This window comes from Bacillus sp. z33, from assembly GCF_058313615.1.
Window position 1 is genome coordinate 37,136 of record NZ_JBZFQN010000001.1, and the last position, 19,580, is coordinate 56,715.

Annotated in this window: 16 protein-coding genes and 1 pseudogene; 15 read left to right on the plus strand and 2 right to left on the minus strand. The window is 39.0% G+C overall.

Features of this window, described 5'->3' with window-relative positions:
* Positions 1-425: 425 nt before the first annotated feature.
* From AC4G3L_RS00235 to AC4G3L_RS00280, 10 genes are all read left to right on the plus strand, one after another.
* Positions 426-2,018 carry a long-chain-fatty-acid--CoA ligase gene (locus AC4G3L_RS00235; protein WP_491074972.1) on the plus strand — a complete coding sequence of 531 codons (1,593 nt, stop codon included), beginning with the start codon at positions 426-428 and terminating at the stop codon, positions 2,016-2,018.
* A 508-nt stretch (positions 2,019-2,526) separates the two neighbouring features.
* Positions 2,527-3,141 (plus strand): TetR/AcrR family transcriptional regulator, encoded by a 615-nt coding sequence (locus AC4G3L_RS00240; RefSeq protein WP_491074973.1) that lies wholly within the window; start codon positions 2,527-2,529, stop codon positions 3,139-3,141.
* Between the two features lie 70 nt (positions 3,142-3,211).
* A complete protein-coding gene (locus AC4G3L_RS00245) occupies positions 3,212-4,354 on the plus strand; it encodes an acyl-CoA dehydrogenase family protein (protein WP_491074974.1) in 1,143 nt (380 codons plus the stop codon).
* Positions 4,355-4,387: 33 nt separating this feature from the next.
* Positions 4,388-6,025, plus strand: coding sequence for an AMP-binding protein (locus AC4G3L_RS00250; protein WP_491074975.1), 1,638 nt, complete (start codon positions 4,388-4,390; stop codon positions 6,023-6,025).
* A gap of 12 nt (positions 6,026-6,037) precedes the next feature.
* Positions 6,038-7,390: an acetyl-CoA carboxylase biotin carboxylase subunit gene (locus AC4G3L_RS00255; RefSeq protein WP_491074976.1), complete on the plus strand. Its 1,353-nt coding sequence runs from the start codon at positions 6,038-6,040 to the stop codon at positions 7,388-7,390.
* A gap of 11 nt (positions 7,391-7,401) precedes the next feature.
* Positions 7,402-7,617, plus strand: a complete 216-nt coding sequence (locus AC4G3L_RS00260) for an acetyl-CoA carboxylase biotin carboxyl carrier protein subunit (RefSeq protein ID WP_491074977.1) — start codon at positions 7,402-7,404, stop codon at positions 7,615-7,617.
* Positions 7,618-7,632: 15 nt separating this feature from the next.
* Positions 7,633-8,550 (plus strand): hydroxymethylglutaryl-CoA lyase, encoded by a 918-nt coding sequence (locus tag AC4G3L_RS00265; protein ID WP_491074978.1) that lies wholly within the window; start codon positions 7,633-7,635, stop codon positions 8,548-8,550.
* Complete coding sequence (locus AC4G3L_RS00270) at positions 8,550-9,323, plus strand: enoyl-CoA hydratase (RefSeq protein WP_491074979.1); 774 nt, start codon at positions 8,550-8,552, stop codon at positions 9,321-9,323. Before AC4G3L_RS00265 ends, AC4G3L_RS00270 begins: the two co-directional genes overlap by 1 nt.
* Before the next feature lie 24 nt (positions 9,324-9,347).
* Entirely contained in the window at positions 9,348-10,880 is a 1,533-nt protein-coding gene (locus tag AC4G3L_RS00275) for an acyl-CoA carboxylase subunit beta (RefSeq protein ID WP_491074980.1), read from the plus strand.
* 19 nt (positions 10,881-10,899) lie between these two features.
* The gene (locus tag AC4G3L_RS00280) at positions 10,900-12,810 is read left to right on the plus strand and encodes an AMP-binding protein (RefSeq protein ID WP_491074981.1); all 1,911 of its coding nucleotides are present in this window, start codon (positions 10,900-10,902) and stop codon (positions 12,808-12,810) included.
* Between the two features lie 231 nt (positions 12,811-13,041).
* On the opposite strand, the gene AC4G3L_RS00285 is transcribed toward AC4G3L_RS00280, so the two are convergent.
* Positions 13,042-13,692 (minus strand): 2OG-Fe(II) oxygenase, encoded by a 651-nt coding sequence (locus AC4G3L_RS00285; RefSeq protein WP_491074982.1) that lies wholly within the window; start codon positions 13,690-13,692, stop codon positions 13,042-13,044.
* Between the two features lie 248 nt (positions 13,693-13,940).
* Here AC4G3L_RS00285 and AC4G3L_RS00290 point away from each other — a divergent pair, with 248 nt between their 5' ends.
* Positions 13,941-14,390, plus strand: coding sequence for a hypothetical protein (locus AC4G3L_RS00290; RefSeq protein WP_491074983.1), 450 nt, complete (start codon positions 13,941-13,943; stop codon positions 14,388-14,390).
* Between the two features lie 253 nt (positions 14,391-14,643).
* Positions 14,644-15,186: a ribonuclease FAU-1 family protein gene (locus AC4G3L_RS00295; RefSeq protein WP_491074984.1), complete on the plus strand. Its 543-nt coding sequence runs from the start codon at positions 14,644-14,646 to the stop codon at positions 15,184-15,186.
* A 210-nt stretch (positions 15,187-15,396) separates the two neighbouring features.
* Here AC4G3L_RS00295 and AC4G3L_RS00300 read toward each other — a convergent pair whose 3' ends face one another.
* Positions 15,397-16,179: an SDR family NAD(P)-dependent oxidoreductase gene (locus tag AC4G3L_RS00300; protein WP_491074985.1), complete on the minus strand. Its 783-nt coding sequence runs from the start codon at positions 16,177-16,179 to the stop codon at positions 15,397-15,399.
* Positions 16,180-16,366: 187 nt separating this feature from the next.
* On the opposite strand from AC4G3L_RS00300, the gene AC4G3L_RS00305 reads away from it, so the two are divergent.
* The 3 genes and pseudogenes from AC4G3L_RS00305 to AC4G3L_RS00315 all read left to right on the plus strand — a co-directional run bounded on the left by AC4G3L_RS00305 (position 16,367) and on the right by AC4G3L_RS00315 (position 19,442).
* Positions 16,367-16,708 (plus strand): winged helix-turn-helix transcriptional regulator, encoded by a 342-nt coding sequence (locus tag AC4G3L_RS00305; RefSeq protein ID WP_491074986.1) that lies wholly within the window; start codon positions 16,367-16,369, stop codon positions 16,706-16,708.
* Between the two features lie 258 nt (positions 16,709-16,966).
* Positions 16,967-18,168, plus strand: a pseudogene (locus AC4G3L_RS00310) (IS110 family RNA-guided transposase).
* Between the two features lie 728 nt (positions 18,169-18,896).
* Entirely contained in the window at positions 18,897-19,442 is a 546-nt protein-coding gene (locus AC4G3L_RS00315) for a GNAT family N-acetyltransferase (RefSeq protein ID WP_491074987.1), read from the plus strand.
* The last annotated feature ends 138 nt before the right edge of the window (positions 19,443-19,580 follow it).

Genomic DNA, 19,580 nt, shown 5'->3' on the forward strand with positions numbered 1-19,580 from the left:
ACCCCCATCCTGTCAATTTACTATTCCAAATTTCTTATCTCCATTTTACATCTTCCCACATTTTTTGATTATATATCTGTTCCTATATAAATAAATAGGACGTAATAAAGTTTTCCTCATTTTTTATTTTTTCTTATAGTCTATTAAATACCATGTAACAAATAAGTGATTATTAACTCAAGCATTCTTCGAAGTGCTTTTTATATTACTTTTCCATTTTTATTGCAGGAAATATAGATTGTGTTTGTCGAATTAATTATTTGGGAGAGTAGGAATGGTGCTTAAGAAATTGGTGTTTCGTTTAAAATGTCAGAAGTTAGATCGACTGCTCTATTACTTGGGAGAAATAAACTCTACAAAGAAAGAGAATATGTTAAATCTGATTAATTCAGAACATTTTGACTTTAGAAATGGGGGATACAGTGATGAACGTACCATTAATACTTACGCAATTCTTAGACAGGGCCGTAAGCTTGTATGGGGAAAAGCAGGCTATCATATGTGAAGATAGGGTATTTACATATCATGAACTAAATGAAAGAGTTAATCGGTTATCTCACGGTTTAAAGAATTTAGGGGTTCAAAAAGGGGATCGTGTTGCTTACTTAGCTCCAAACTCTGTAGAAATGTTAGAGGGCTTTTATGGGATTTTCCAATTGGGTGGTGTGATGGTACCACTAAATAGTCGATTAAAGCCAGATGATTATCAATTTATTTTAAACCATAGTGAATCGAAAATTTTATTCGTTGATCAAGACCTTTACCATTTAATTTTGCCAATTAAAGATAAGCTCAAGACGATTGAAAAAATTATAGTTCATTATAAAGATACCAAGACAGAAGAGGTAGGATATGATGTTTGGTTGGAGGAGCAAAGTAACGAGGTATTTGAGAGATTTCCGTTAGAAGAAGATGATGTATCCAGCCTTCTTTATACAAGTGGAACAACCGGGAATCCAAAGGGAGTCATGCTGACTCATCGAAATAACTATATTCATGCGTTAAGTACTATGCATCACCTTCGCATAACGGATGAAGATGTTTTACTTCATGTTTTACCGATGTTTCATGTAAATGGATGGGGTTCTCCTTTTTATTATACGGCTAACGGTGCTACTCAGGTCTGCTCTCGAAAAACGACACCTGAGATGATTTTTTCTGCCCTCGAAAAACATAAAGTAAACGTTATGCATATGGCCCCAACCGTGTTAAATGCACTCCTGCAATATTACGATCAGAATAGTTTAAATAATGAACAAGCAGTTCGAGTTGTCATTGCTGGTTCGGCACCTCCACCAGCCTTTGTTAGACGAGTGGAAAAAGGGCTGGGCTGGGATTTCATACAAGTATATGGAATGACTGAATCTTCACCTTTAAGCTTGATTTCAGTTGTTCGTTCTGAATTAAAGGAGTTACCTACTGAAGAGCAATACCGAATTAAATCAAAAGCTGGAATTTCGATGGTTGGCTGTGAAGTCAAAGTTGTGACTGAGTACGGTGAAGAAGTGGAGCATAACGGTAAAGAGATTGGGGAAATCATTACAAGAAGTAATGGGGTCATGTTAGGGTACTGGAAGAATGATGAGGCTACGATGGAGGCAATCAAAAACGGATGGCTTCATACGGGAGATATGGCTACTGTGGATGAATATGGACATATTGATATTATCGATAGGAAGAAAGACGTTATCATAAGCGGTGGTGAAAATATCTCTTCCATCGAGGTTGAGGGCGTGCTATATGACCACCCTGATGTATTAGAAGCAGCAGTGATCGCTGTTCCTCATGAAAAATGGGGAGAAACTCCTCATGCCTTTATTGTTCAAAGAGAGGGAAGAAATGTGACTGAAGAAGAATTAATTGCATTTACAAGAGAGAGGTTAGCTCATTTTAAAGCGATAACAGGAGCAACCTTTGTAAGCGAACTTCCAAAAACAGCCTCTGGAAAAATTCAAAAGGTAGTCCTTCGAAATGATTACTGGGAGGCAGCCGGAAAAGGCGGGAAATTCGTTAATTAATAGGATAGCTACTGAAAATTATTATGCTAGGTTAACTAATGGTTTAGATTAGCAAAAAAGTATAATCAATATATTAAAGGTTGGGACATAAGTATTTCAGTTAACGATAAATCCGAACTATTAGGTGACATTTTAAATTGGATATTCGACATCTAGTTTGGGTTTTATTTGTTTTCAAAAGATAGGTTCATGCTACATACCATTATTCACATCTAGTGGAATGGAGCGGAAGCCACCGACTCCTGCGGGAAGTAGAGGAAAGGCTGAGACCTGAGCAAGGCGCAGCCGAGGAGGCTAAAGCCTTCCTCCCCGCGGAAAGCGAGTGGAGTAAGCGCGCAATGGAACGGACTTTCTGGTTTTACCTTGAATCTATTTAATAGTACTATATGTTTCGTTTTCATTTTTAACTATCCATCTAAACTTAAATATTTGAATAAATAAAATAATTTGACAATTTTGTGAAGTCTGAGTTAGAATCAAAAACATAAATAATTTTACAGTGAAAGGGGTGAAGAAAACGGAATTAAAAGATCGTATTCTCGATACATCGGTTAGGTTGTTTGAAAAGCATGGCTTTCATGGTGTTTCAGTAAATGACATTGTTGAGGCCAGTGATACTTCTAAGGGTGGATTTTATCACCATTTCCAATCAAAGGATGAACTTCTTTTTTCTATACACGACACATTTATCTCCTATGTCTTAAGCAAAGCTAAAGAGGCAATTCACCATTATCACACTCCACCAGAGAAACTCCAACAGATTATTTACTCGTTTACGAAAGTATTTGATCTCTACCAATCTCACATATCCGTCTTTTATCAGGAAAGTAAATATTTAAAACCGGAATTGGATTCAACTATTAAACGAAAACGGGATGAATTCAGATTATTAATCTACGAAGTCATCAAAGAAGGTCAGGAATCCGGTGATTTTCGAAAAGAAATCCCTTATGAAATTAGTGGTCTGGCCATATTGGGCATTGTGAATTGGACCTCTAAATGGTATCAGCGAAATGGACCGATGCCGATGGATCAAATTTCTGTGTATTTTACGGATTTTGTTATGCATGCCTTATTAACGGAGGATGCAAAAAGGAAATACGTACATTTTTTTACAGATTAATTAAAACGCTTACATATCCAAAAGAGACCAACCAGTCGGTCTCTTTTATCAAAATGCTAGGAGGATGAAAATGAACTTTGAGCTAAGCACGGAGCAAAAGATGGTTCGCAATTTGGCGAGGGAGTTTGCAGAAAAGGAAATTAAGCCAATTGCAATTGAATTAGACCGGGATTCAAGATTCCCTGAAGAAGTGTTTAAGAAAATGGGTGAACTGGGTTTGCTTGGTATTCCTTTCCCGGAGGAATACGGAGGGTCCGGCGGAGATACGATATCTTACGCACTAGCGGTAGAGGAAATCGGAAGAGCATGCGGGGGAACTGGTTTAAGCTATGCGGCGGCAGTTTCACTTGGTTCTAGCCCAATCTATTATTTTGGAACTGAGGAGCAAAAGCAACAGTTCTTAACGCCATTAGCAAGTGGTCAGGCCCTTGCGTCATTTGGATTAACGGAGCCTAATGCCGGATCAGATGCCGGAGGGACGAGAACGAAAGCAGTACTTGAGGGTGATGAGTACGTTATTACAGGAGAAAAATGTTGGATTACAAATGCCGGATTTGCAGAAACGATTACAGTCACTGCGGTATCTGGTAAGACCAATTCTGGGAAGAATATCATATCCGCCTTTCTTGTACCAACCAATACACCTGGATTAACGATCACAAGCAATTACGACAAAATGGGTGTTCGAGCTTCGAATACATCAGAAATAATCCTCGATCATGTTCGGGTACCTAAGGAGAATGTCCTTGGAGATCTCGAGGGAGGATTTAAACAATTTTTATATACACTAGACGGCGGCCGGATTTCAATTGCGGCTTTGGCGGTCGGGATTGCACAGGCAGCCTTTGATAAAGCATTAGCCTATAGCAAGGAACGCATTCAATTTGGAAAGTCCATCTCTAAGTTTCAGGCGATTCAATTTAAACTGGCAGACATGGCAATGGAAATTGAACTGGCCAGAAATATGGTACTGAAGGCTGCCTGGCTTAAAGATCAAAAGAAAAATTTCACAAGGGAATCCGCCTATGCCAAGCTATTTGCCTCCGAAATGGGATTCCGTACTTGCAATCAGGCCATTCAAATTCATGGTGGATATGGATATATGCGTGAATATGAAGTGGAAAGATACTTACGTGATATGAAGTTATTGGAGATTGGCGAGGGTACCTCTGAAATCCAGCGACTTGTTATATCCCGCCAATTAGGTTGCTAGCCTTATATTTTTAAAGTGATAAGGAGGATTGAGATGGCGGATTTAGTTCAAAAAACAGTTGGTGCGCTTTTGGATGAAATAGCCCAAGCAAATGCGGAGCGGGAAGCGGTTGTCTATTCAGATCGAGGTCTTCGTTACACATATAAACAGTTTAATGATATGTGCAAGGAGGCAGCCCGAGCGTTTATGTCGCTTGGAATGGAAAAGGGAGATCATCTTGCCATATGGGCGACTAATACTCCTGAATGGCTGATTACCCAATATGCGACAGGGAAAATGGGAGCGGTGCTCGTTACGGTAAATACGAGTTACAGAGCCATGGAATTAGAATACCTTCTGCAGCAATCTGATTCAAAAACACTGATTTTAATGGAAAATGTAAAGGATCATTCCTATATTGAAACACTCTATGAAGTCATACCGGAATTAAGAGATGCACCTCCTGGAGAGCTCGTATCAGAGAAGCTGCCTTATTTAAAAAATGTCATCGTGTTGGGTGAGAATCGATATCCTGGTACGTACAGTTGGGATGATGTAATGAAAATGACCTCCCACACATCAGAGCAGGAATTGACGGACAGGATGAATTCCTTACATGACGAGGATGTCATCAATATGCAGTATACGTCTGGGACGACTGGATTTCCAAAGGGAGTCATGTTGACTCATCGCAATATTGTCAACAATGCGATTAATATTGCGGAAGGAATGAAGCTGACAAATGAAGATCGAATGTGTATTCCAGTCCCTTTTTTTCATTGTTTTGGATGTGTATTAGGCACATTAACAGCTGTTTCTGTTGGTGCAACTATGATTCCATTACAGGAGTTTAATCCGAAGAGCGTTTTACAGGTTATCGAAAAAGAAAAATGTACAGCTCTTCACGGCGTTCCGACGATGTTTATTGCTGAAATGAACCTTGATGATTTTGCAGACTATGATTTATCCACGCTCCGTACCGGCATAATGGCTGGTTCTACATGTCCCATAGAGGTCATGAAAGGTGTAGTGGAAAAAATGGGTGCTGCTGAAATTACAATTGTATTTGGACAGACCGAATCTTCACCAGGTATCACTCAAACGAGGACGGACGATTCGCTTGAATTAAGAGTCAGCTCCATCGGCAGAGCGATGGCTAATATTGAGGTAAAAATTGTTGAACCTGGAACAGAGCGGGAGGTACCGCGCGGTCAGCATGGAGAGTTAATCACGCGAGGTTACCATGTGATGAAGGGATATTATAAAAATCCAGATTCGACTGCAGCTGCAATTTCCGAAGATGGCTGGCTTCATACTGGTGATTTGGCTGTCATGGATGAAGAGGGGTATTGTGCCATTACTGGCAGGCTCAAAGACATGATTATCCGCGGTGGTGAAAATATTTATCCAAGAGAAATAGAAGAATTTTTGTACCAGCATCCTGCTGTGCTTGATGTGCAGGTCATTGGTGTACCGGATGCCAAGTATGGCGAAGAAGTCATGGCTTGGATCATTCCAAAAGAAGGCTCAACCATCACGGCTGATGATATCCGAAATTATTGCCAAGGGAAAATCTCCAAGCATAAAATCCCGCTTTATATCGAATTTATCGATGAATATCCGATGACGGCTTCTGGAAAGATTCAAAAATATAAGCTTCGTGAACAGTCCATGCAGATTTTGGGAACGTAAGGGGGAACAGTATTGTTTAAGAGAATATTAATTGCCAATCGAGGGGAAATTGCCTCAAGAATCATCCGTACATGTAAACGCCTCCATATCGAAACAGTAGCGGTCTATTCAGAGGCAGACAAAGATGCGCTATTCGTTGAAGAAGCGGAATTTGCATATTTATTGGGTGGACCAAGAGTAAATGAAAGCTACTTGAACACTGCAAAAATCTTAGAGATTGCCAGGGAGCATAATGTGGAAGCGATCCATCCCGGCTATGGTTTTTTGAGTGAAAACAGTGAGTTTGCGAGGGAATGTATAAGAGAAAATATTGTTTTTATTGGCCCCTCGCCGGATGTCATTGAATTAATGGGTCAAAAGACAAAAGCAAGAAGCGCCATGGAAAATTCAGGTGTACCTGTTGTGCCGGGGATATCTTACCCGCTTGCTGATGTGGAAGACGCAGTGAGGGTAGCTGAGAAACTCGGGTATCCGGTGATGCTGAAAGCTTCTGCTGGCGGCGGCGGGATTGGCATGCAGCCAGTTTCCAATGAACAAGAGCTCCGGAAAGCTTATGAAGGAAATCAAACCCGGGCCAAAAGCTTTTTTGGCAATGGGGATATGTTCCTTGAAAAAGTCATTGTGAATCCGAGACATATTGAAATTCAAGTTCTGGCAGACAAACAAGGAAATGCTGTATATCTTTGGGAACGTGAATGTTCCATTCAACGCCGCAATCAAAAAGTAATAGAAGAAGCACCATCTCCATTTGTAGATGAGAGTTTACGGAAACGAATGGGAGAAACAGCGTTAAAGGCTGTAGGCGATTTAGGATACTATAATGCTGGTACATTTGAATTTTTAATAGATGAAGAAAAGAATTTTTATTTTCTTGAAATGAACACGCGCCTTCAGGTTGAACATCCGGTAACAGAGGAAATTACGGGAATTGATATGGTTGAGGAACAAATTAGGATTGCCTATGGGGAACGTTTGCGATTTACCCAAGAAGATATTCGTTTAGAGGGTCATGCTATTGAAGTGAGAGTTTATGCCGAAGACCCCAATACTTTTTTGCCATCTCCCGGTCAAATAACCCATTTAAAATTGCCGGATGGTCCAGGGGTACGCAATGAAATCGCCATCAGAGGCAATTCATTGGTTACGCCATTTTATGATCCGATGATTGCAAAACTGATTGTCTCGGCACCGAGCAGGGAAGCAGCTATAAGCGGTATGACAATGGCACTTCAAACCTATGAAATAGAAGGAATTAAAACCAATCTACCCATGCTTTTAACGGTGATTAAGCATGATGCCTTTAAAGCTGGTGACACCACAACTGGGTTTATTGAGACAAATCTCAAAAAAACGAAAAACAGATAGGAGAGATACTAATGGCAGAAGAAATTAAAGCGAGTATGGCGGGGAGCGTTTGGAAGGTACAAGTGCAAGAGGGGGATACCGTTGAAGGCGGCCAGGATATTGTCATACTGGAATCTATGAAAATGGAAATTCCAATAGCAGCTGAAGGTAATGGCCTCGTAACTGAAGTTGTTGTAAGTGAAGGTGATTTTGTCAATGAAGGAGATATTTTGGCCCGAATTGAATAACAAGGGGTGAATGGTTTGGAGATTCCCGAATATGTACAGATTAAAGAAGTTGGCCCAAGGGACGGTTTGCAGAATGAAAAGAGTATAGTCCCGACTGAACAAAAAATAGAATGGATTGACCTGTTGAGTGAAACGGGTCTTTCTTATATTGAAATTACTTCTTTTGTTCCTCCTAAATGGATCCCACAACTGGCTGATGCTCTGGAGGTATCGAGGAAAATTAATCGCAAGAACAAGATCACCTATGCTGCACTTGTCCCTAATCGCAAGGGATTGGAAAATGCACTGTTAGCCAACATCGACGAAGTCTCCATTTTTATGTCAGCAAGTGAAACACATAATCAAAAAAATATTAATAAATCGATAACAGAAACATACCCAATCCTCCGGGAAGTAGCAGAGGATGCTTCAAAGGAAGGCAAGTCAACACGTGCGTACGTATCAACTGTGTTCGGCTGCCCGTACGAAGGCAATGTTAAGATCGATACGGTCTTACATATATGCGATAGGCTTTTTGAAATGGGGGTAGATGAGGTATCTCTTGGGGATACGATTGGCATTGCGCATCCGAAGCAGGTGGAATTTATGTTAAATGAAGTATCAGAACGGTTTAATAAAGAGCGCATTGCTCTGCACTTTCACGACACACGTGGAATGGCGCTGGCCAATATATTAGTAGCTTTAAAGAAAGGCTTCACTATTTTTGATTCTTCACTTGGTGGCTTGGGCGGTTGTCCATATGCTTCTGGAGCATCAGGAAACGTAGCCACAGATGATTTAGTCTATATGCTAGAAAGAATGGGAATCCGTACCGGCATTGATGAAAAAATGTTAGGGAGAGCAGCAGACTATATACAGAAACAGATGGGGATTCCTTTATCCAGTAAACAAATGGCTATCCAGGAAAAAAGGGAAGGGAGAAGGGTCAATTGATGATTGAACAAACAGTACGAGATGATGGGATTGGAATTATTGTATTAAATCAACCTCATAAATCCAATGCCTTGTCTGTCGAATTGCTAAAAGAATTACAGCAAACACTTCAGTTATTTAAAGTAAACCCCTCTATTCGTTGCATCATAATTACCGGAAGCGGTGAGAAAGCTTTTTGTGCGGGAGCTGATTTGAAAGAACGATTGCATATGAATCAAAAACAGGTAGGGGAAGCAGTTCGATTAATCAAAGAAACCATCACTATAATTGAGAAAATGCCTCAGCCAACAATTGCTTCTATTAATGGAGCGGCATTTGGCGGAGGACTTGAGCTTGCCTTGGCTTGTGATATCAGAGTAGCCAGTTATCATGTAAGGATGGGGCTTACAGAAACCTCACTGGGAATCATTCCGGGTGCTGGCGGAACACAAAGACTGCCACGGTTAATTGGAATCAGTAAAGCGAAGGAATTGATTTATACAGCTCGCAGAATAGATGCTGGTGAAGCTTTGCAAATCGGGTTGATTAATCAAATCGCCGAGTTGGAAGATTTGGAGACTGTATCCTTTTCAATAGCACGGCAAATTGCCGACAATGCCCCGATTGCTGTGATGGAAGCCAAAAAAGCGATAGACCGCGGTATAGAAACAGATTTAGTGCATGGCTTGCAAATAGAAGAATGGAGTTATCAAGTTACCATTCCAACGAAGGATCGTATGGAGGGATTGAAAGCATTCAGTGAAAAACGAAAACCTGTATATACCGGGGAATAAACGATAGTAGAAAGGTGGATAAGGATGAATACCTATCAAAATGAACTTCTGGAAAAAGCAGAGAACATAAAAAAAGGCGGAGCCGAGAAATATCACCAAAAAAATAAAGAAGCAGGTAAATTATTCGCCAGGGAGCGTCTTGAGCTATTGTTTGATGATGGCGTATTGGCTGAGGATGGCTTGTTTGCTAATCATTCTGCTGAAGGTTTACCGGCTGACGGGGTGGTAACTGGATTAGGGAAAATAAATGGTCAAACGGTTGCTGTTATGGCAAATGATTCTACCATTAAAGCAGGTTCTTGGGGAGCTAGAACGGTTGAAAAAATTATCCGTATTCAGGAAACAGCGGAAAAGCTTCAAATTCCTCTGCTTTATTTAGTGGATTCGGCCGGAGCTAGAATAACGGATCAAGTAGAAATGTTCCCAGGGCGCCGGGGTGCCGGAAGAATTTTTTATAATCAGGTGAAATTGTCAGGGAAAATCCCGCAAATTTGCTTATTATTCGGTCCTTCCGCAGCAGGCGGTGCTTATATTCCTGCATTTTGCGATATCGTTGTAATGGTGGAAGGGAATGCATCCATGTATCTTGGTTCTCCTAGGATGGCAGAGATGGTGATTGGGGAGAAAGTCACATTGGAACAAATGGGCGGAGCAAAAATGCATTGTTCCGTATCGGGGTGCGGAGATGTCCTTGTAAGCAGTGAACAAGAGGCAATCGAATATGCCCGGAAATATCTATCCTACTTCCCGGCCAATTTTGCCGAGAAAACCAAAAGCAGCGAAGTAAAACTACCTCAAGTATCAGACAAAACAATCGCAGATTTGATCCCTCAGAATCAAAATGCACCCTTTAATATGTATGACCTCATTAATCAATTAATAGACGAGGATTCTTTTTGTGAAATCAAGAAATTATTTGCTCCTGAATTAATAACTGGCCTTGCCCGAATGGGAGGAAAACCAGTTGGGATAATCGCTAATCAACCGCGCGTGAAAGGCGGGGTTCTCTTTCATGATTCAGCTGATAAAGCAGCCAAATTCATTAATCTTTGTGATGCCTTCAATATTCCCTTGCTCTTTTTGGCCGATATCCCAGGCTTTATGATTGGCACTAAAGTAGAGCAGGCAGGAATTATCAGGCATGGTGCAAAAATGATTGCTGCCATGAGTGAAGCAACCGTTCCAAAAATCTCTGTTATTGTTCGGAAAGCGTATGGTGCAGGTTTATATGCGATGGCCGGTCCAGCCTTTGAACCAGATTGCTGTATTGCCTTGCCGACTGCCTCGATTGCAGTCATGGGTCCTGAAGCGGCAGTGAATGCGGTTTATGCCAATAAAATTGCCGCCTTGCCGGAAGAAGAACGTCAAGGCTTCATTATGCAAAAAAGAGAAGAGTATAAAGAAGATATTAATATTTATCGTCTTGCCTCTGAAATGATTATTGATGATATTGTTGAGCCGAATAATTTGAGAAGTGAATTAATCACCAGGTTTGGTTTATATGAAAGTAAATATCAGGTCTTTTCATGCCGAAAACATCCGGTTTACCCGGTATGAGAAAACGGAGGGTTCTTTCATGAGCCAAGTAGCCTGGATACCTGATAATGAAACGATTTCTAACATTCGTCTTTATAAGTGGATACGGGAACTGGGGTTTGAAGACTATGATCAATTTTACGCTAAATCCATTCAAGATCCAGAATGGTATTGGGGTTCCGTAGAAAAAGAACTGGGCTTTGCTTGGAAAACACCATATAAAAAAGTAATGGATTTATCAAATGGGATTGAATTCCCGGATTGGTATGTTGGCGGAACTTGTAATGTTGTGGATTCTTGTATAGAAAAATGGATATATTCGAAGCATAATGCGATTGAATATGAAAATGAAACAGGGCAAATAAGGAAAATTTCTTTTCCGCAACTATATGAGAGGGTGAGCCGTGTAGCTGGAGGTTTATTGGACCAGGGGATTGTTCGTGGAGACAGAATAACTATTTATATGCCAATGATCCCTGAGACTATTGTTGCTATCCTCGCTGCTGCAAAGATTGGAGCGATTGTATCTCCTATATTTTCCGGGTTTGCAGAGGATGCACTGAAAACGCGAGTAAATGCAGCTGGGTCCAAAATGATTATAACGGCAGAATTCTACACTCGCCGTGGTAAAAAGGTCGATATGCTTAAGACAGTTACAAATGTTTTGGGTGAATTGGATTCATTAGAGAAGGTAATTGTCGTTAGTGAGAATAGAATTCACGAGTCATTTGTATCCTGGAGTCAGCTTGAAGCTGCCGAACCACTCCATGTTTCTTTCGAAATGAAAAGTGATGATCCATTGATGTTGATTTATACATCAGGTACGACTGGCAAGCCTAAAGGAACTGTCCACACCCATACTGGCTTTCCGATAAAGTCCGCGATTGATGCAAGAATTTCAATGGATATGGTCAAAGGAGATAAGCTCCTTTGGATAACGGATATGGGCTGGATGATGGGGCCGTTTCAATTGTTTGCCAGTTTAATGAATGGTGCCACTATCATGCTTTACGATGGGGTGCCAGACTATCCAAAGGCTAATCAGATATGGAAGTTAGTTGAAAAGTGGAAAGTTACGCAATTAGGAATCTCACCTACATTAATTCGTTCGTTAATGGCAAGGATTGATGACTCGATTAGTTCACACAATCTTTCATCTCTTAAAGTGTTTGGATCAACGGGTGAACCTTGGAATCCGGATCCATGGAATTGGCTGTTTGAAAAGGTAGGGAAAAGGAAAATCCCAATTATTAATTATTCAGGAGGTACAGAAATATCCGGCGGCATTTTAGGAAATGTTTTATTAAAGCCAATTGCTCCCATTATGTTTAATACCCCATTGCCAGGTATGGATGTTAGCGTTTTAAATAAAGCTGGAGAAATTGTTAAGAATGAAGTTGGCGAGCTTTGTATTCATGCTCCATGGGTAGGCATGACAAAAGGTTTTTGGAATGAGCCGGAACGATATCTGGATACATATTGGAGAACCTATGAAAATACCTGGGTCCATGGGGACTGGGTGAGTACAGACGGTGTTTTTTGGGAGATTAAAGGGCGATCTGATGATACATTGAATATAGCGGGAAAAAGAGTAGGTCCGACTGAGTATGAATCTATTCTTATTAAGCATAATGATGTAATTGAAGCAGCCACTATCGGGATTCCTGATGAGATAAAAGGGGAAACCTGTATATGCTTTGCTGTATTGCAAACAAATGTAAAGGGCAGCCCTGAGCTTGAAACAGAACTAATGAATCTGCTCAGCAGCCAGCTTGGCAAAGCCCTAAAGCCTTCAGCTATTTACTTTGTGAGCGATTTACCGAAAACCCGGAACCAAAAAATTATGCGCCGCGTCATCAAGTCTGCTTTGCTCCACAATGATGCAGGTGATTTATCATCGTTGGTTAATCCTGGAATTGTACATGAAATCAATCAGATTAAAATAAAATGATAACCTGTTAGGTGAAAGAATAAAAGATCAGCAAGTGAGCGAATCAATTGCTGGTAAACAGCTATCTAAAAGTTAACCGTTGGCATGGATAATCTCCATGCTCTTTTAATTAGTTTAATATAATTGGATTGTTGTATTCTTGACCATGCTATGTTTCTTTAGAAAAGTATTTTCATTATCGGAACAAGAGAAAAAGCAAGGCATACATCATTGCCTCGCTCTACTATCCTATTAACGAATACGTTGTTTCCGAATCCATTGAGTTGCAATCCATTTTTCACCTTTCGTGACAGGGGAACCGCCATGTAAGGTCTTTTCGTTCAGAGATTCGTCTTGGTAGAAATATTCAAAGTAAACGGCCATTCCTTTTTGTGGAGCGACTGATAAGTCTAGGTGAGGGAAGTATGTTTCTCCGCCTTCTTCTACATCGTTTAGGTATAAGACAATCGTACTAATTCGGTTATTTTGAGCTGCTTGACTTGTCGAAGCAAAATAATCAAAGTGTGCTTTGTATTCCTGACCAGGAGTATAGCGAAGGATATGGAGATTTTCGCTATGTTCAGATGGAATGTTAGTGATCTCAGCTAGGCGTTTTTCAATGCGTAAAACGGTTTCATTTTGAGTATCTTCAATGAAAGCACCTGTACTCGTACGCATTCCGTTTACTTCCCGGGTTGCTCCAACGGTAGAGCGTTTCATATCTTGCTTTGCTAACTCTATCAATGTATCGCATTCCTCGTCGCTTAAGACGTTTCCCAATACAACGACAAGTGGTTCACCGTGACGAGCTAAGATAGGAATTCGTCTTTTCTCTGTCTCGATGATATGACCTGAGTGGGGGAAAACAGGTGTTTCTTTTTGTGGATGAATGGTAGTTGTCATATAGTTCTTCCTCTCCCATCTTTTCTCTGTTCTATCCATTATTTTATCATGTATGCTTAAGAAAACCGATGAGAATTTTTGAATTTATTTTATTGGAAGAATAGATTTCAAAATAATAATATATGAGATTTTGAAATGATTCGCAGTTTAGTAGAAAAAGTTATAGAGTGGAATTGAAATGATTTCAAAATAAATTTATTGAATAAAATTAAGAAACAAGTTTATGGAAGTGAACGGAGGGCTTGTATATGTCGCGTATTCAATTTTTAGCATCGTCTAAGCCATTTATAATGCCTGAAGAAATAGAGGATTGCCCTATTAATTACATAGATGAATTAGCTATGTGTTTCTCAGTGTATGAAGCAGATAAATGGTGGTGTGATATTGTTAAACCAGTTCTATCAATGCCATATATATATGAAGTCGGAGCTCTTGGTCATCATTTTTTTGTTTATTTGGAAAAATATATGGATGTAGGCGATGTTATCGAACTTTATGAAATACCTGTTCAACATTGGTATGAAGAATATATACAGCGTGTCCTTGAAGTTCCAGAGCCAATTATGATCAACGTTGGTCGTTATACCTACCAAAATCAATATGGGTTATTTCAGCTAAACCATAAAAAATGGGTAGAAGAGCTTAGCCATCGAACATTATTAACTGAACGTGGTGTAACGACAATTGTAAAATATTGATAACTCTCTACATTAAGGAGTTTCCACAAACGGACTTCTGCCAGTAACATAAGTAAACAGGTGTAAAAGGGCTTTGGTTTTTAATATTTAACAGAGTTATTATTAAAATCTTATTGAGATAGCAGAAGATAAGAATATTAAAAGTTAAGTAATGCAAATGAGTTTTATTTTATGAGTATTAATTGGATGAAATAATGGAGTATGCGGAGAACTTTATTAGTCTCAGAAAGTCCATGGTATTGGAGAGATGGGTATGCTAAAAAGAAAATATGGTGGTCGTTTTGACTGGAACCGCATTTTAAAAAGAGAATATTCCAAAACATATCTTGAAACAAGAGAGTTCAAAGGATATATAACGTTGCTGCATGCAGTACAGGTAGTTAAGCCTTTATTTGCAAATTATGATGAGAGAAATCTTTGCATTATTGATGATGGATATATGTGGCTTCAACAGTTTCCTTTAGACAAAAATCATTCAGTAACTACAATGTTTAATCAAAGAGGAGATATCGTCCAATGGTATATAGATATTTGTCTATGTAATGGAATCGATAACGGCAGACCTTGGATGGACGATTTATTTCTGGATATCATTCTTTTACCTTCTGGAGAAATGTTTGAAAAAGATGCCGATGAATTGGAGGATGCTTTATTCAAGGGAATCATTGATAAACAACTTTATGATTTAGCTTGGAAAGAAACAAAGACCCTTAAACATTTAATAAGCAGTGGAAAATTGGATTTGCTAAAACTATCTGCTCAGCATAAAGATCTATTAATAGATTTCCTGCAATAAATATGGCTATTTTCGCATAAACTCTTGCTCTTGAATAAAAAGGGATAGGTGTCCATTTTGTATCAACTTTAAATGAAGAATAAAGAGAAACCCCATTAGTTGAATGTTTCTCTTCTTCTCAATTAAATTAATCAATAGCGAATAAATCTATATCTTTCGTTTTGTTCTTCTGCTTATTATTAACTCGCCTAGAATCTCTAACTTCTTGTTTTAAAGCCTGCTTCCTCCGGTGGCATCAATAAAATGCCCCGTGACCCATCGTGCTTCCTCGGATGCTAAAAACATAACTATATCAGCAACATCTTCAGTTGCACCCACTCTATTGAACGCAGATAATGCAGCTGCTTGTGCAAGGCCTTCTGGGGTGGATCGCATCTCCTTGTTCATATCAGTAGCCGTAATTCCAGGCCTTACAGCATTAATTGTAACGCCTTTTGATGCAAAATGTGGGGCTAAGGCCAAAGTCAGTGTCTCAAGGGCACCCTTGGAAGCCGCATAAATGGCTTGCATTGGAGCGGCAATACGAGCAAAGCCAGTAGAGATGTTAATAATCCGTCCGCCGTCCGGTATATAAGGACTGGCTGCTTGAGAAAGGAAGAATGGAGCTTTAAGGTTAACGTTCATGACATCCTCATACATTTCAATGGATGTTTCTTCAAAAGAATCTGCGGGTGCAATCCCCGCGTTATTGATTAAGACATCTAGCTGCACAGTTCCGATTTCCGATCGAACAGCCTCTTCAAAAGCGCTCCAAAGCTTATTTACACCGGAAATGCCGGTGGTTAAATCTGCTTCCAGCGCCACAGCCTTTGAGCCCAGCTTTTTAATATCATCAACAACCTTTGAAGCAGCGTCTTTATTGCTGGCATAATGAACGCCTATAAATTCTGCTCCGCCAGCAGCTAATTTTCTGGCTATTTCCGCCCCTATCCCGCGACTTGCTCCTGTAACCAAGGCAACTTTCCCATTGAATCTTCCTTTATTCGTCGACATCTCATCTACCCCTTTAATTATATTTTTAATGCATAATCAATAATATTAGATTATGATTATTCTGAATAGTACGATATTTTTGTGTCGTTACGATTAAATGGTGTACTAATAAGGAAGTGCGACATTTCAGACACAGGTTAATTGATAGGGCTTATATGAACTTAGAATAAAGGAAGAGGTGGATTTCATGATTGAATTAAATAGTGCCGATTTAACTTGCCCGTTCACTACAGCTCAGAAAGTATTGTCGGGTAAATGGTCTTTGATGATTATTTTTCATCTAAAGGATGGACCAGTACGATTCAATGAACTGTTACGGAGATTTGATGGCTTAACACACTCATCGCTGACTAAACAATTAAGGCAACTGGAAAACTTTCAACTTATTCACCGTGAGGTATATAATCAAGTTCCGCCAAAAGTGGAATATTCTTTAACCGATTTAGGAATAAAGCTCAATCCTACGCTTAATATGCTGACGGAATGGGGAAGCGAGTATATACAGAATTGCAATGGAGTTATAAGATAATTAACGGGGTATTCGTATTATAGAGTTCAGCCAGAACTTTCTGGTTGAACTTTTTTTATATGGATTTATTCTATCAGTAGCCAGGGTAGAACGTACGGGGGCGTGGGACATTGATCCCGTCGGCTAAACTGTTCACCCCCTACTAGTAGAAATATGTTTGCGGCTGGTTGGGACTGAGATCTCGTATAACAAGCGAAGCTATAATACTACTTGGAGGAAATAGGGGTTACTGGTGAATACGTAAGAGGAGGAAAAAGAATGCACCCAGTTGTGGGTATAGATGTAGCTAAAGGAGAGAGTGAAATTCAGGCTTTTTTAGATAAAGGAAAGCCATATGGAAAGAACTATTCAATTAAGCATAATCGTGATGAATTGGATCGGCTTGTAAGTTTCTTGAGCGAAATTAAAACAATGACAGGTAAGATGCCAGTAGTCATATTAGAATCAACGGGACATTATCATACTCCTATTATTCAATGCTTAGAAGAAAACGCGTTGCCTTATATTCTGTTAAATCCACTCATTTCTCATCAAGCAAAGAAATCAAGTTTAAGAAAAGTAAAAACAGATGCTTTTGATGCGTATCAGTTATGTACCCTTTATTACAAAGAGGACTTTGAACCTTATAAAATGAGGGGAAGTCAGCTGTTGAACCTTCGTAATCTATCTAGACAACAGGAAATCGTGACGAATATGTATGTAGAGGCAAAATTGCAGTTTCATACGATTTTGGATCAGGTTTTTCCTGATTACCGAAAGGTATTTGGAGATCTATTTTCGAAAGTATCTTTATCGATATTAAGAGAATATCCAACGTCGGAGAAGATTCTAAAGACGGATGAAGAGGAATTAACAGAACGAATAAAAGGGTATTGTCCAACTCGTTCTCTTCAGTGGGCAAGAGAAAAAGCAAGGAAATTAATCCATTCAGCTTCTCAAAATCCTTTCAAAAGGTGATGTATCAAAGCCATCTCATCAATCTTAATATGTATATAGACATCCTATTTCATTACCAAGGACACCTTTCGGAATTGGAGAGCCAAATGGTATCCCTGGCCAATGAAATAGAAGAATATAAGATTATCCAATCTATCCCTGGAATCGGAGAAAAAATCGCTGCCACGATTATTTCCGAAATTGGTGAGATTGATCGGTTTAATCACCCTAAGAAATTGGTTGCCTTCGCTGGCATCGATCCAAGTGTCCATTCATCTGGCAAGTTTATAGCGATGACGAATCGGATTACCAAACGAGGTTCCAGCAGGCTAAGGCACAGCTTGTATCTAGCAGTTTTATGTGGAATAAGAAGTTCCAGAAATAAAAAGCTCAAGGAGTTCTATGACAAGAAACGCTTAGAAGGAAAGCCGTCGAAAGTGGCAATGATCGCTTGTATCAATAAACTTCTTCACTGGATTTATGCTTTATTAAAAAGGAAAGAACATTTCCTAGATATAGCTTAGAAAGACATTTTAACCACATAAAGAAAAACCTTCCACAAGTTATCTGGAGGGTTATTTGGTATGCCTAAAAACAGTATAGCATATAAAAAAATAAATTTTACAGAGAGATATTGACATCCTATTAGCTGGTTTGATCTTAGAAGATTAATGCCTTCTTCTGTTGAATTCCTTATGAAAGTAAAGGGGCAGGTTAGCTTAATAAGCTATAATTTCATTGACTAAACAATAGTATTATTTAGTTTTATAGTAAAAAAATGAAAGAGTAGATACTCTTTCAAATGTAAATTAAGCATCATTATTATTTAGTTTCTCTAGATTGTCCGATATCTTTTGAAGGATTTGATTTTTTTTCTGTTGTAGTTTTAAAAATCTAGTTACAAACCAAATTACAAATACGATTGGAATTATGAAATATAACAAAGATATAATTGGCAGAACCCAGGTTGAGGTTGACAACGTAAAACCTCCATCATTTTTCAAATATTATAACATATGAGTTGTTGTTGATTTTAAAAAGAAGAATATTTTTCCTGGAATAAAAATTGATCAAGGAACACTGTGATGGCTCTTCCTTATTATTGGATTATCGGGGCAGGTTAATCAAAGAAGGATAATTTGAATAATATATAGAATTAATAAAAAATGTGTAACTTCGAGCTGCCATAGAAAGAGAAATATTTTTATGCGAGTAAAAGAATACTTTGAACAGTATTTAAAGGGAGTGGAATATGTTTATACATAAGATTGATAAAGAAGTATCTTTAAAACTATTTACTGAAGATGATCAAGAGGAATACTATAATTTAGTATCTAATTCAAAGTCACACTTAAAACCTTGGGTTACTTGGATAGACTCTGTTAATAGCCAAGAAGATACAAACAAAAGTCTAAAATTAAGGATAGAAGGATTAGTAGAAAACAGTGGATATCCTATGTGGTTTGCAATTATGTATAGAGGACAAATGGCGGGTACTATTGGGTTTAATGAGATTGATAAAATTAGTAGGATAGGGGAAATAGGCTATTGGTTGGGAAAGGACTTTCAAGCGAAAGGTATTATGTCAAAAGCATTTAAAGAAGTTATAAATTATGGATTTCATATATTAAAACTTAATAAGATTGAGGTTTATATTGCAGCTGGAAATGTACGAAGTAGAGCATTGCCAGAGAAATATGGATTTGAAAAAGAAGGAAGAACCAGGCAGGCAGAATGGTTATATGATCATTATGAAGACCAAATAATTTATGGGCTTTTGGCTGCAGACTGGAAATAAACTCTATAATGAATCATTAACGGGGGGCAATAGGAGAAGATCTAGGCTCTATTCAACGGTCTTTTCTTATGCGACTAAAGGGGCATGTTAGCAGAAGAAGGTAATATTGATAATATATGAAATTTATTAGTATTTAGA